10 protein-coding genes are annotated in these 14,195 nt (G+C 57.6%); 5 read left to right on the top strand and 5 right to left on the bottom strand.

Translation table 11 applies throughout. The features are described from left to right. Nucleotides 1–151: 151 nt before the first annotated feature. The 5 genes from H1B31_RS04200 (at nt 152) to H1B31_RS04180 (ending at nt 5,900) form a co-directional block, all read left to right on the top strand. Nucleotides 152–1,999, top strand: coding sequence for an FAD-binding protein (locus H1B31_RS04200; protein ID WP_185981012.1), 1,848 nt, complete (start codon nt 152–154; stop codon nt 1,997–1,999). 1 nt (nt 2,000) lies between these two features. Further along, nucleotides 2,001–2,957, top strand: coding sequence for a succinate dehydrogenase/fumarate reductase iron-sulfur subunit (locus tag H1B31_RS04195; RefSeq protein WP_185981011.1), 957 nt, complete (start codon nt 2,001–2,003; stop codon nt 2,955–2,957). A 3-nt stretch (nt 2,958–2,960) separates the two neighbouring features. Beyond that, nucleotides 2,961–3,830: a CoB--CoM heterodisulfide reductase iron-sulfur subunit B family protein gene (locus H1B31_RS04190; protein WP_185981010.1), complete on the top strand. Its 870-nt coding sequence runs from the start codon at nt 2,961–2,963 to the stop codon at nt 3,828–3,830. Nucleotides 3,831–4,163: 333 nt separating this feature from the next. Beyond that, on the top strand, nt 4,164–4,931 hold the full coding sequence (locus tag H1B31_RS04185; RefSeq protein ID WP_037366422.1) for a DeoR/GlpR family DNA-binding transcription regulator: 768 nt from the start codon (nt 4,164–4,166) through the stop codon (nt 4,929–4,931). An 81-nt stretch (nt 4,932–5,012) separates the two neighbouring features. After that, nucleotides 5,013–5,900 carry a radical SAM protein gene (locus H1B31_RS04180; protein ID WP_185981009.1) on the top strand — a complete coding sequence of 296 codons (888 nt, stop codon included), beginning with the start codon at nt 5,013–5,015 and terminating at the stop codon, nt 5,898–5,900. A 203-nt stretch (nt 5,901–6,103) separates the two neighbouring features. On the opposite strand, the gene H1B31_RS04175 is transcribed toward H1B31_RS04180, so the two are convergent. The 5 genes from H1B31_RS04175 to H1B31_RS04155 form a co-directional block, all read right to left on the bottom strand. Continuing rightward, nucleotides 6,104–8,794 carry a cation-translocating P-type ATPase gene (locus H1B31_RS04175; RefSeq protein WP_185981008.1) on the bottom strand — a complete coding sequence of 897 codons (2,691 nt, stop codon included), beginning with the start codon at nt 8,792–8,794 and terminating at the stop codon, nt 6,104–6,106. Between the two features lie 28 nt (nt 8,795–8,822). Then, entirely contained in the window at nt 8,823–10,112 is a 1,290-nt protein-coding gene (locus H1B31_RS04170; RefSeq protein ID WP_185981007.1) for a PepSY-associated TM helix domain-containing protein, read from the bottom strand. A 116-nt stretch (nt 10,113–10,228) separates the two neighbouring features. Beyond that, on the bottom strand, nt 10,229–10,774 hold the full coding sequence (hpf, locus tag H1B31_RS04165) for a ribosome hibernation-promoting factor, HPF/YfiA family (protein WP_185981006.1): 546 nt from the start codon (nt 10,772–10,774) through the stop codon (nt 10,229–10,231). A 197-nt stretch (nt 10,775–10,971) separates the two neighbouring features. Then, nucleotides 10,972–11,172 (bottom strand): cold shock domain-containing protein, encoded by a 201-nt coding sequence (locus H1B31_RS04160; RefSeq protein ID WP_009656948.1) that lies wholly within the window; start codon nt 11,170–11,172, stop codon nt 10,972–10,974. A gap of 273 nt (nt 11,173–11,445) precedes the next feature. After that, nucleotides 11,446–14,193 carry a glycosyltransferase gene (locus H1B31_RS04155; protein WP_185981005.1) on the bottom strand — a complete coding sequence of 916 codons (2,748 nt, stop codon included), beginning with the start codon at nt 14,191–14,193 and terminating at the stop codon, nt 11,446–11,448. Nucleotides 14,194–14,195 lie beyond the last annotated feature (2 nt).

Below are 14,195 nucleotides of genomic sequence, written 5' to 3'. Positions count from 1 at the left end.
GTCTCCCATAGCGAATGGGAGGTTTTTTCAAGTGCAGTTTTCTCCCCATACAATGCAGGATTTTCCACCCATAACAGAGAAATAGCATCGTGATAGATTTTATCAATCGTTGAGATAAATTCTACGTATCATCGAAGGGGAGACGAAAGCTATGGCAATGGAAATCTCACGCCGCACCTTTATCAAGGGTACAGCGGCAGCGGGCGTTGTGCTCATGTCCGGCGCCTACCTCGGCTGCGGGAACCAAAACATTCCCGCGCAGGTCAGGCGCGGCGACGTGACCTACGATGTGCTCATCATCGGCAGCGGGGGAGCCGGTATGCGCGCGGCGCTTGCAGCGGCAAAGGACAAGAATCTGAAGGTCGCCGTCATGTCGAAGCTCATGCCCACACGTTCGGCATCGACAATGGCACAGGGCGGCATGAACGGTGTCACAGGAGTCACGGACGACAAGGACAGCGTCGAGTCGCACACGTTTGACACGATCAAAGGCGGGGACTACCTCTGCGATCAGGATGCCGTCGAATACTTTGCGGAGAACGCAGGTAAGACCATCTATGAGATGGACTACATCGGCTATCCCTACAACCGCCAAAAGGACGGACATTTCCATCAGCGCAAGATGGGCGGATCCTCCCACGCACGCGCATCCTACTTCGAGGATCGTGCGGGGCACGCGATGGTGCACGCGCTCTTCGAGCAGTGCCTTGCGCATGACGTAGACTTCATCTCCGAGTGCCAGATGCTCGAGATCGCAATGACCGATGCGAGCAAGCTTGCGGGCGTCGTTGCAATGGATATGCGTTCGGGCGACCTCATCGGAATCCCCGCAAAGACTGTACTCATCGCAACGGGAGGCTACGGTCGTGCCTACTGGGTGCGTACCTCCAACCCGTACAGTTCGACGGGCGACGGCATCGTCGCAGGCATGAACGCAGGCATCCCGTTCAAGGATCCCGAGATGGTGCAGTTCCACCCGACGGGACTCTCCGTCAACGGCGTGCTCCTCTCCGAGTCCAGCCGCTCCGAGGGGGCGCTTCTCGTCAACAAGAACGGCGAGCGCTTTATGGCGCGCTATGCCCCCGAGAAAATGGAACTTGCAACACGCGACATTGTGGCGCGTGCAATCGCAACCGAGATTGAGGAGGGGCGCGGTATCGGCGAGGGGCTGACCGCAGGTGTCTACCTCGACTTCACAAAGATTCCCGCCGAGCGCATCCGCGAACGTCTCGGACAGGTCGCCGATCTCTCTCTCCGCTTCGCAGGCGTCGATATCACAAAGGCACCTGTCCTCATCAGCCCAACCTGCCACTACTCGATGGGCGGGCTTGAGATGGCGGACTTCCATACGGGCGCGACGCGTGTGCCTGGCATCTTCACGGCGGGTGAGGCGAGCTGCGTCTCCGTGCACGGCGCGAACCGTCTCGGCGCAAACAGCCTATCCGAGGTGCTCGTCTTCGGCAAGACCGCCGGAGAGGGGGCTGCCGCCTATGCAAAGGAGCACCGCTACGAAGGCAGTCAGGATGCTCTTACGGCGAGCTGCACGAAGTGGAAGGATACGTTCGACAAGGTGACATCGCGCCCACATATGGGCAACCGCACCGTTCCTGAGATCCGCGACGCGATGGTCGATACCATGTGGTTCAAGGCGGGCGTTTTCCGCAACGGCACACAACTGGAGGAGGCTGCAAAGGAGCTGCGTGCCCTTGAGGAGGACTACAGGAACTGCTACGTCGGCGACAGCTCCCATGTCTACAACACGGCATTCGCACAGTACGTCGAGCTCGGCAATCTGCTCCAGATCTCCCATGCCATCGTACATGGCGCGATGGCACGCAAGGAGAGCCGCGGTGGTCACTCACGCCGTGACTTCCCGAAGCGCGACGATGTGAATTTTCTCAAGCACACGCTGATCTTCAAGAAGCCGGACGGCAGCTATGCGGCAGAGTATCAGGATGTTGTCATCACGAAGTACCCGCCGAAGGAAAGGAAGTATTGACATGGACGTGCAGCTCAAAATCCATCGCTTCGTCGAGGGGAAAAAGTGGGTGGACACCTACAATGTCCCCGTCACCACGGGACTGACCGTCCTCAATGCGCTGACCTATATCAAGGAGAAGCTCGATCCGACACTCTCCTTCACGAGCGCCTGCCGCTCGAGTATCTGCGGCGCGTGTGCCGTCCGCGTGAACGGCAACGCCGAACTCTCCTGTGAGGTGCTCGTTGAGAATCTCCTCGCACGTTATCAGACAGAGGAGCTAACCATCGAACCGCTCGGCAACTTCACCGTCATCCGCGATCTCGTCGTCGACTGGGATCCGAAGTACGCACGCATCAAGAAGGTAAAGCCCTCACTGCACCCGAAGGACGATTTCACATCCGAGACCGGCTGCCTGCAGTCGCCGGAGGACTTCAACAAGTACAAGAAATATGCGGGCTGCATCCTCTGCGGCTCCTGTGTCTCTGAGTGCAACAAAAACACGCTGAATACAGATGACTTCCTCGATCCGTTCGCCTTTGTCAAGGCAGAAAAACTCGTCGCCGACTCGCGCTCAAAGAGTCCTGCCGAGCATTTGAAGGCGGTCATCGATGCCGGACTCTGGCGCTGCTTCAACTGTCAGGAGTGCACGGCAAAGTGTCCGAAGGGACTCGATCCTGCGGGTGCGATTGAAAAGCTCAAGGAAGAGACGTTCAAGCATCATCTCGACGACAACGTCGGCGCACGTCATGCGAAGGCGATCTATGACGACATCTCCGAGTCCGGGACACTTGATGAGTCGAAGCTCAACATCAAATCCGAAGGCTATATCATGTCCGCAATGCGTCTGCCGATGGCACTGCGCCTCATGAATACGGGCAAGATGGACCCGCTCGCAAGCCATCCGGTCAACCCCGAGATCAAGACCATCGCGGCGATTGTAAAGGCTGCAGAAAAAGCTGACAAGGAGGAGGCATAAGGCATGAAGTACGCATTATTTCCCGGCTGTGTCCTCGATGGAGCAGCAGCCGAAGCATATACCTCGCTCAAGAAAGTCTGTGAAAGGCTGGGCATTGAAATCGAGGAGATTCCGAACTGGACGTGCTGCGGCGCCTCGCACGCACAGGGCGTGAACGATCTCGCCGCGCTCGCCGTCAACGCACGCAACATCTCCATCGCCGAGCACATGGGGCTGCCCATCCTGACCGTCTGCAACACCTGCACGCTCCAGCTGCGCACAGCGAAGCACCGCCTCGATCAAGATGCGGCGCTCAAGGAGAAGGTCAATGCCATTCTCAAGGAGGCGGGACATCCATACGAGTATCAGGGAGCGAGTGAGATCACTCATTTCCTCTGGGTGCTCGACGAACATCCGGAAGTCTTGGACGGCAAGGTCACGAATGCGCTGAAGGGCACACAGGTTGCCTGCTACTACGGCTGCCACATCCTGCGCCCCGCCCCCGTCATGAATTACGAGAGCGGCGACTATCCCGAATCGTTCGAGCGCCTCGTACGCCGCCTCGGAGCAGAGCCGGTCTGGTTCGACGCGGGGCGCAAATGCTGCGGCTTCCACGCCCAGTTCACAGCAGAGCGCGATGTGCTGACCGTTACGGGGCAGATTGCTGCGAGCGCGGACCGCGCCGGAGCAAACCTCATCGCGACCCCCTGCCCGCTCTGCCAGATGCAGCTCGACATGTACGGTCCCGAGGGACGCGAGGCGGTGCACTCGCAGACCGAGATGCCCGTCCTCCACCTGCAGCAGCTCGTCGGACTCGCGCTCGGTATGACAAAGGACGATGTTGGATTTAACCGTCACGTTTCCGCGCGTGAAAAATTGAAAATCGGCGGCTGAGCCGCTTTTTAGGGAACTGCCCGCAGAAGCCCCCAACGCATATGGGTCGGGTACTGCCACAAACGGCATATGATCCGACGCATAATACGGGAGAATGCGGGCAGTTTCTCATTTTATTTACCTATAATTGCAATTTAACGAAAGCATATAGAGGAAATTGTCTATTATAATAGAATATATGCAATGAATTCACTCTTATAAATTTGCTTCAATAGATAAAATAGTCTTGCTATTTTCGTAATTTTGCGTTACACTGAAAAAAAGAATGGACGGCTCATTGACAGCAGATATGTGAGCGCTGCCAAATTCATCTGCGTAAAGGGAGTGAATATCATGTTTCTGGAGGAGCGCCAAGAGCTCATCGTCCGCATGGTGGAGCGTGACGGTAAGGTAAAGGTCAAAGAGCTCAGCGCCAAATTCAAGGTCACCGAGGATTGCATCCGCAAGGATCTGGGATCACTCGAGCGGCAGGGGCGGCTGAAACGCACCTATGGCGGCGCCGTGAAACTGACGCAGAGTGTGCACATGATCGAGGTCAGCCGTCATCGTCACATGGATGTCGAAGCGAAGCGCCGTATTGCGCAGGCAGCCGTATCCCTCATTCAGGAGAAGGATATGGTCTTCCTCGATGTCTCCACGAGCAATCTCGCGATTGCAGAGCTCCTGATGAAGAGCGACCGTGATTTGACGGTTGTGACGAACATGGTCGACGTGCTCGGCGTGCTCGCACGCAACCCGCGCATCGAGTTGATCTTTGCGGGCGGGCAGATCAATCGCGGGCGCGATGGATTCTGGGGCGGCATGACGCAGGACTTCATCGGCAGGCTCAAGCCCGACATCGCCTTTGTGGGCGCGGTCGGCGTGGATGTCAAGGGCAACAGTGTCTCCACCTACGACATCGACGACGGGCTGAACAAGGCGCGCATCATCGCGCGCAGCAAGCGTGCCTATGTTCTCGCAGAGGCACGCAAGCTCTCGACGGACGGCAACTATGACTATGCGCCGCTCAATGCGCTTGCAGGGCTCGTGACGGATACGGAGCCGCCCTCGGACATTCGCGCGGCGGCGGCAGAGCTCGGTGTGGACATCGTGCTGCCGTAAAGTTTATAGTATCGTAACAAAAACCGGGACGGTCTTGCCGTTCCGGTTTTCTTGTGCGAAAATATGGAAAGGAGGAATGGTATGGAGAATCTGCTCGATCATTGTACGCTCTGCCCGCGCCGCTGCGGGGTGAATCGGAATGCAGGTGCGCGCGGCTTCTGCAGCGCGGGGGCGACTGTGTGCGTGGCGCGCACGATGCTGCACCGTTGGGAGGAGCCGTGTCTTGTGGGCGCGCATGGCGCGGGCGCGGTATTCTTCGCCCACTGCACGCTGCGCTGTGTCTACTGCCAAAATCATGAAATCAGCCATGATGGCAAAGGCACGGAGATGGACGAGGAAGAGCTTGCCACGTGCTTTCTCGCACTCGAGCGTAAGGGGGCGGCAACGCTCGATCTCGTGACGCCGACGCACTACACGCCGCAGATTCTCTCTGCGCTCACGCTCGCACGGGCACGTGGGCTGAATCTCCCCGTCGTCTGGAATACGAGCGGCTATGAGACGGTGGAGAATATTGCGCGCCTTGCGGGTGCGGTGGACATCTACCTCCCCGATCTGAAGTACGATACGGAGGAGAGCGGACGGCTCTACTCCGCTGCACCGAACTATACCGCAGCGGCGTGGTGTGCCCTTGCGGCAATGGTCGCACAGGTCGGCGCTGTGCGCTTTGGCCGCGACGGCCAGCTGCTGTGCGGCGTGCTTGTGCGTCACCTCGTGCTGCCCGGGCACCGCCGCGAGAGCATCGCGCTCGTCAAGCGGCTGTGGGCGGAGTTCGGCGATGCAATTCAGCTGAGCCTCATGCGGCAGTATACGCCGCTCTATCGCGCGGCTGAGTTCCCGCCGCTCCACCGCCGCCTCACGACGTTCGAGTATGAGTCCATAGTGGATGCGGCGCGCGAGATTGGCATGACGAGGGTCTATGTGCAGGGGGCGGAGGCAGTGGGAGAAGAGTATGTGCCGGAGTTTACATAAAAGATTTGCATTGATTGATACAGCGGAGCAAGTCCCACGCAAACGCTTAGTTACGCAAGCGGTCGGACACTTATCCACCTAAATACCTGCGGACTTCTTAAACGCGCTTCGCTTGAACGAAAGAAATCCGCAGGGGGCAGAACGTGTCCTTTGCTCCGCTTGCTCCACTAGGGTTTGCTTAGGGACACCGCTCCGCTTCCTTCTCACGCCTTTTCTCCGCTTGCGTCTCCTTCCCATACCCTCATGATCCCCCTCCACACCGCTTTCCTCATCAGATCGACAGGAATCATGGTGGCGGCGAGGAGTGTGACAAGCGCCCAGCCGCCCGCATGGATGGGCGTCGTGCTGAACATGCCGCCGATCCATGCGCCGACGGCGTGCGGGATGTAGGGCGCGTTGATGATTGCCGCCATGATGAGCACAATGCCTGCCCAGACCTTGAGGAACCCGACGTTTTCCGACAGATCCCGAAAGATCCCGAAGCCCGTGGAGCGCACGTTGAAGCCGTTCATGAGCGCGGCGATAACGAAGAGGAGGAAGTATGCCGTATAGTGCTCCGCCTTTCCGTCGAAGACGGCAGCGATGCCCGCATCCGTGAGGAAGAAGAAGCTCAGGACGACGAGCCACGCACCCATGCAGACGATCTGCACGGTCATTGCGGGGCTGATGAGCCCCGCGTCGCGGCGGCGCGGCTTCTCGTGCATATAGCTCTCGTGTGCGGGCTCGTTGCCGAGCATGATTGCGCCGAGGCTGTCCATGACAAGGTTGATAAAGAGGAGATGCGTCACGCGCAGCGGCTCAATGATGCCAAAGAAGGGCGCAACGGCGCTGACGACAACCGCCGCAATGTTAATGACGAGCTGGAAGCGGCAGAATTTCAGGATGTTGTTGTAGATTGTACGCCCGTAGAGGATCGCGTCCTTGATCGAGCGGAAATTGTCGTCGAGGATGACGATGTCCCCCGCGTCGCGCGCCGCCTCCGTGCCGCTGCCCATCGCAAAGCCAACATCCGCGCGCCTGAGCGCGGGCGAGTCATTGACCCCGTCCCCCGTCATGCCGACAACGAGGTTCATCTGCTGCGAGAGGCGCACAATGCGCGACTTGTCCGTCGGCAGTGCGCGCGCAATGACACGCAGCTGCGGCAGGACGCGCTGCACCTCCTCGTCACTCATCAGGGCGAGGTCGCTGCTCGTCAGGACGAGATCGCCATCCGCGCGCAGGAGCCCCGCGTCGCGTGCAATCGCGACGGCGGTCTCGCGGCGGTCGCCTGTCACCATGACAACCTGCACGCCCGCCGCCTGTACCTCCGTGATTGCCTCGCGCGCCTCGGGGCGCACATCGTCTCGAATTGCAGCAAGCCCGATGAGCACGACATCGTTGTTGATTTCGTTTTTGCGGAAGGGCTGCGTCGAGTATCCGAACGCCAGCACGCGCATCGCACGCGCGGCATAGGCGTTTATTTTTTCGTTCAGCTGCGCCGCATCAAACGGAACGACTGCCCCGTCCGCCGTGAGCGCGTATTTCGCCCGCGCGAGGAGCGCCTCGGGCGCGCCCTTGTAGACGACTGTGCCGCGCGCAGGCAGCTCTGCATGACTGAATTTGTTCGTCGAGTTGAACGTCTGCCTCTGACCGACGCGATATCCGTCATTTGCCTGCAAGGCACGGTAGGTCTCTGCCCCGAGGAAGCGCATGACTGCCTGATCGGTCGGATTGCCGCCGACAACCGCGCCACTCTCGTCATACATGGCGGCGGAGTTCATGCCAATCGCGAGTTTCAGCTTTTCATGGAGCACTGCATGCGCCTCGATATCCGTGATCACACATCCACCGGCAGTGAAAAACTCCACCACCTCGAGCTGTCCGCCCGTGATCGTGCCCGTCTTGTCGCTGAAGAGGATGTTCAGCGAACCCGCCGTCTCGATGCCGACTGCACGGCGCACGAGGACGCCGCGCGCGAGCATGCGGCTTGTGTTCTGCATGAGCACGAGTGAGATCATGAGCGGCAGCCCCTCGGGCACGGCACAGACGATGATGAGGATCGCGAGCGAGACGGCCTGAATCAGATCCACGAGGATCTGACTCCAGCCAAGCATGACATACGCCTCCAGCCCACCCGCACGCAGGGCAAAGAACATCATGTAGAGCGAGATGATGACGAGCCCCGAGACGTAGCCGAACGCCGAGATCTGGTCGGCGAGCTTCGAGAGTTTCACCTGCAGGGGCGAGTCCGGCTCACGCGCCTGCATCTCCGCCGCCATCTGCCCCATCATCGTGCCCGTGCCGACGCGGCAGACCTCCATCACGCCCTCGCCGTCAAAGACGACGCTGCCGCGAAAGAGGGTCGATGTATCGACGAAGCTGTCGCCTGTAATCTCCTCGGGAAAACGATAGTCCGTGTCTGCGGGCAGTTTCGGACACTCCTCCGTCTCCCCGTTCAGCGCGGTATTGTTGACGCGGAGTTCCCCCGCAATCAGCATGCCGTCTGCAGGAATCTTGTTGCCGCCCTGCAATATCACGTGGTCGCCGACAACAATGTCGTCCACGGGCATGACGACAAGCCCGTCGTCGCGGCAGACCTTTGCCGTATCCTTTGCCGTTCGCGCGCGCAGGGCGCGGTACTCTGTATCGCTCGCGACATTCGTCCGCGCGGTCACCGTCGCCACAATGATGACGGTCACAATCGTGCCGACCGGTTCGTAGATCTCCGCGTGCCCCGCGAAATACATCGCAATCATGAGCGCGACCATGACGAGCAGGATGCGGATCATCGGATCGCGGAACGTCTCCATGAACGCCTGTCCGAACGTCATCCACTGCGGCTCGGGGATGACATTCGCCCCGTGCGCGCGGCGCGACGCCTCCGCCTCAGCCGACGTAAGTCCCGTGAATTTCAAGACCGCTCCCCTTCCCTATACCACAGCATCATCTGCGCATGGCGTGTACAAAGTAGTAGACGAGATAGGCGCTGAGTGCAAGCGCCAGCCCCTCCCCGACACCGCCGTACATCGGCGCAATCATGACGATCAGCGTCAGCACAGCAACGCGCGCGGGCTCCTCCCACGCCGCATTTGTCCGCCTCTGTGCGGCATCGGCGGCGGCAGAGACCACGTTGCGCCAGCGCGTCAGCCAGAGCACGATCCCCGTGACAATCATCGCCGCCGTCATGAAGATGAGCAGCGCCCAGAATATTTTTTCCCCGAGCAGCTCATGATTGTGGATGTGCATATTCAAAAAGAACGGCGCCATCGTCAGCCATGCGGGCACGGGGACAAAGAGCGGCGCGCCATCCCCCGCTGCCGGCAGGTACGCCTGTTCACCCAACGCAAAGTCCGTTGCGCGCACAGTCGGCGCTGCAATCTGGAAGATATAGTAGGCGCTGTCCGCCGTGGGCAGCCGCATGGAGATGACATCCTTCTGCGGGAACTCCGCCGCAATCCGCGCATACGCCTCCTCCTCCGAGATCTGCGGCGCATTCGTCTGCGCGGCAAAATGCTCCGCCGCAAGCGCGTGCGCCGTGCGGTGATAGTCGCGGATGCCCACGGAATAGAGCACGATGAAGATGCCGCTCACGCACATGAGAACCGCCCACGTGCCTGCAAAGATCGAGGCGATCTTGTGCCAGTCCGACCAGAAGAGGCGGCTGCTCCTGCGTCTGCGGATACCGAAGGCAAGGTTTTTCATCATCGGCAGATAGAGGTAGATGCCCGTCACAATAGAAAGAACGGAGAGCACGCACATCGCGGCGAGGAAGTCGCGGCCGCCCTCCTCCATCCCCATGCGGACGTGCAGGACGTGCATTGTGTGCATGAACTCCTGCACCGCCTCTGAGCGGTAGACGCGATCCTTGCGGTCAAAGAGCGCCCCCGTCCGCACATCGTACATGATCTGCTCACCCCCCATGCGCATATGCGCACGCGATGCCTTTCCGCCGCGATCCTTGACGAGGAAGTAGAGCATCCCGTCCGAGGCATCCGGCGTAACCGCGAGAATCTCTTTCGTGGGAAACGCCTGTGTAAGGGCATCCGTCCCCTCCGGCAGTGCCGCCCAGATCTCGGAGAGCGGGAGCGCACCGCCGCGTGCGGGCAGATTCACCGTATTCCACGCGTTGATCTCCCCGCGAAAGAGCAGCGGCAACCCCGTCAATGTCAGCAGCAAAAGAAAAAGTGCGCAGACGAGGCTCACCCACTGATGAATAACGTATATTTTCCGCATAAAAAGTCCCCATTTCAAGAAATACGTTTCTTATCATATCATAAAATCAGGAAAAAGGGGACGAAAAAAAGAGGACGGCTGCGCTCCGCGGCGCAACCGTCCCCCATTCTCTCCAATCAGCCCTCTTCGACTTCGATCAGGGCGTACTTTCCATCATTGCGGCTGTAAACCACATTGACCTCCTCCGTCTCCGCGTTGCGGAATACGAAGAAGTGGTGATTCAGCAGATTCATCTGCATGATCGCCTCCTGCACGTCCATTGGCTGCAGGGCAAAGCGCTTTGTCTTGACGACCGGGAATACATCGTCCTCCTCGGGCACGGGCTGGACAAAGGTCTCGACCGCCTCAGCCTTGAACCCGCCGTGGCGGAAACGGCGCTCGAGCTTCGTCTTCTGCTTGCGAATCTGGCGCTCCAACTTCTCGATGACGAGATCAATGGAGCTGTACATATCCTCCGAACGCTCCTCACCGCGCAGCAGCACGCCGCGCACGATGGGAGCCGTTACCTCTACCTTGTGATGCTTGCCCTCCACAGAGAGCAGCACCGAGATATCGCCGACATTCTCGAAGTACTTCGTGATCTTGCCGACCCGCTTCTCCACATAGTCCCGCAGCGCCGGTGTAACCTCGACATTCTTTCCCCGAATCGTGAATGCAGCCATGAAACACAGCCCCTTTCTATCCACGGGAGCGCTCTTCTCACCGCTCTCCCTTATATCTATGTATTTCGACATGGTGCGAAAAAAACCTGCAAAAGAATTGTACTTTCCCTAAATTCTGATTTTTTAATGATTGTGCTTTTATTTCCGCGCAAATGAAAAAGCCCGCTGTGTAAGCCGGGCTTTTCAAACCTTTGTTTTTATTCCTTTTTGACCACGTTGTCCGCCTGGGGACCGCGCGCGCCTTCGACGATCTCGAACTCAACTTCCTGACCTTCGCTGAGGGTCTTGTATCCCTCGCCCTGGATCGAGGAAAAGTGTACGAACACATCGTCGCCGTCCTCGCGGGAGATGAATCCATATCCCTTGTCCGCGCTGAACCATTTCACTTTGCCCGTCATGTCGGCTCTCCTTTCACTGATAGAGAAATCTGCCTGCATACAGTATTTCTCCAGTCTCGCACGTATGCTTCTTCTTATTATAAGAGCCGTATGTATTACTGTCAATGGGATAACATGAAACGATGAGAAAAACAAGTATTCATGCTCTTTGACATTTGTCACAATCATGTTGATTCTGTCGCCGGTATGAGAAAATCCATCTAAATCTACGTCAAATAAAGAACAATGCGGATGATTCAACCTTCATAACAAGGCTATCTCATCCGCAATTTTTTATAAATTCGGGAAAAATTCTTCCACGCGCCGACGGCGCTCCTGCTCGAACTCCTCGCGCCGTGTGAACATCTCCCGATAGGCAGCAATGTACTCGTCCAGATGTTGGTCGAGCAGGCGATGTTTCGCAACATAGCGGTAAGCATTTTCCGCGAGCGTGCGCCTGAGATCCGCACGCTGTATGAGGAGATCGAGCTTCTCGGCAAACTCCTTGGGACTGTGATAGATCAGCCCCGTCTCTCCATCGCGTACCGTCCCCGCATAGACCGTCGGGGAGGCAAGCGCGACAGCGCCGTGTCCTGCCGACTCGATGAACTTCAAATCGGACTTGGCACGGTTGAACTCCGTATCGCGGAGTGGCAGGAGCGCAATGTCCGAAGCGTGCAGAGCTGCTGTATAGCGCTCATAGGGAGCTACGATAGAGGCGTCTCGCATACCACCCGCAAACTCCTTCGCCTCCGTCCGAAGTTCCTCATAGAAGCCATGATCAGAGATCACGCGGAAATACAGCCGATCTCCATAGCGCCGGATCGCTTCATTGATCGCCGGCATCAGTAGCTCCCAATCCGGACGACGGTTCAGCGCACCGAAGAAGATGGTTACACGCTTCTGCTGTGCGTCATACGTGCGTCGCTCGGGCAGCGATTCCAGCTGATTCTCAAATAGATAGACATAGGGATTAAACTGACGCAGAAAATCCGCCAGGTATTGCGTCGACGTCTGCACAGCGGAGACCGCACGGAACGTGAAGTAGTCATCCTGCACAATTTTCTTCGAGATACCAGGATGATCGTCAAACTCCTGCAAGAGGATATTTCCCCGTTCTGCAAGGGCTAAAAGCATCTGCTTTCGATCCGATCGGCGTTCAATCCTAGAGCGCTCCAAAAGCAGGATACTATCATGCTGATTCCCAACATCCCGAAGATCAATCTCTACATCGCCCACATTCACACACCCGCCCAAAGTTATAAGGCTACGAGCTTCCAGCTGCTTCAGAGGTGCATCCAATCGAATTGACGCGCATCCCTCAATGCGATTCATCAACATGATATGAATATCGGGCAATGTGGCCTCATATTCCTGACGCAATGCGGCGGACACGCAAGGGAGCAGTGCTGCGATCTCCTCGCGATCTTCCTCTAACTTTCTCAGCGCATATCGATAATCTTCTTCGTCCGTCAAAAACACACGCTGCCGCCAGTAGTCCTCAATGAGACGTCTCCATTCGACACGGCTAAGGACAATCGCATGCGGCTGTTGACCTTCCTGCCCGCCATGCTGACGAAACAGGCTGAGCGGTCTGCCAAAGATGACTGCATCTCCCTTTTCGAGGAGCTCCAACCACATAGCGCAATCCGATATTGTTTCATACCCCCGCGATTCCGCACGCCAATAATGGTGTGTCAGATCACGCCGCCGAAAGAGAACCGCAGATGGTTCCCCCAAGAAATTGGCACAATCCATCAGGGTCGCATGTCCGACAGCCTCCCCCCGAAAACATTCATAGGTTCCATGAATGGGCGGTGCATCCTGCCACAGGCCTAAGAAGGCACATTCTCCATCAATGACGCCGCGCACAGATGTGACAAGGGTCGCAGTCGGTTCACACAAGAAAGCGTCGATCATCTGCGTGATCTTATCCGGCAGGAGAATGTCGTCATCCATGCACCACTGTAAAAATTCTCCCTGTGCCAGATGCTCAAACGGCATAAAGTTCTCCGCCTTCGTCTTTGCCGCTTTGTTCCGAATATAACGCACACGCACATCATTCTGATATTCCAGCATCAGCATTTCCGTGCGGTCATCCGTAGAATTGTCGCAGACGATCACCTCGATGTTCGGATAGGTCTGAGACAAGGCACTCTCCAAGGTCTCACGAAAGTATTCCGGACGGTTGTACGTCGGGATCATGATGCTGACAAGCGGAGCAGACAGAAGCGCACTGCGGCACGTCGCCCGAATCAGCGCCGCCCCCTGCTGCCAGTCAATCGCCATCAGCGCATCCGTCCACAGCTTTTCGGGAACACCGACATCAAGCCCCCAGCGTTCTAAAAGAAGCGGACGTGACGATGTGCGCTCCACAGCAAGCAGATCATAGAGCTGCGCACCTGCATGTGGCAAATAGACGGGCACACGCAGCAAATGATAGCCCGCACATTTTAAACGGAACGAGAGATCAATGTCCTCTCCGCCAGTCCCTTGGAAATCCACAGAAAACTTCCCAATCCGCTCAAAAACACTGCGCCGCATAAGCAGCATAAAGTTCTCAAGGAAGATGCTGTCCGTCGGGCCTATGATACGTCTGCGCAGCCACGCCGAAGGAGATTCCTCCCCCTCCTGCATATGTGCAGCATTCAGATCCTGCCATGAATAGATTGTACGGTTCGTAAATGGCGCAACTGCAGCAATAGATTCGTCGAGTACAAGCGCGTTGAGCAACGCTTGTAAGGCATCCTTTTCCAAAAGGATGCCTTCGCGCAAGAAGAGAAGAAGCTCTCCCCCTGCTGTCCCCGCTCCGGAGTTATAAAGCGAGCCAAGGGAATCGGTGTCTCTCAGCACAATCTGTATCTCAGACCAAGCAGAAAGAGCCTCTTGCACAACGGATGCCTTTGACGCAGGAGCAACAATGGTAATGCTGCACTTCATGCCGCCAACACGGCACGCACCGACAGCAGCCTCTGCTGACGCAGCTAAATAACGGCCATCCTCAGTTGCTGCCAGAATGATATGGAGATACTGCGACTGCATAT

The organism is Selenomonas timonae (genome assembly GCF_014250475.1).
Taxonomy (GTDB): domain Bacteria; phylum Bacillota; class Negativicutes; order Selenomonadales; family Selenomonadaceae; genus Centipeda; species Centipeda timonae.
The sequence above is the reverse complement of the archived record's forward strand: the minus strand, read 5'-3'. Positions and strand labels throughout refer to the sequence as shown.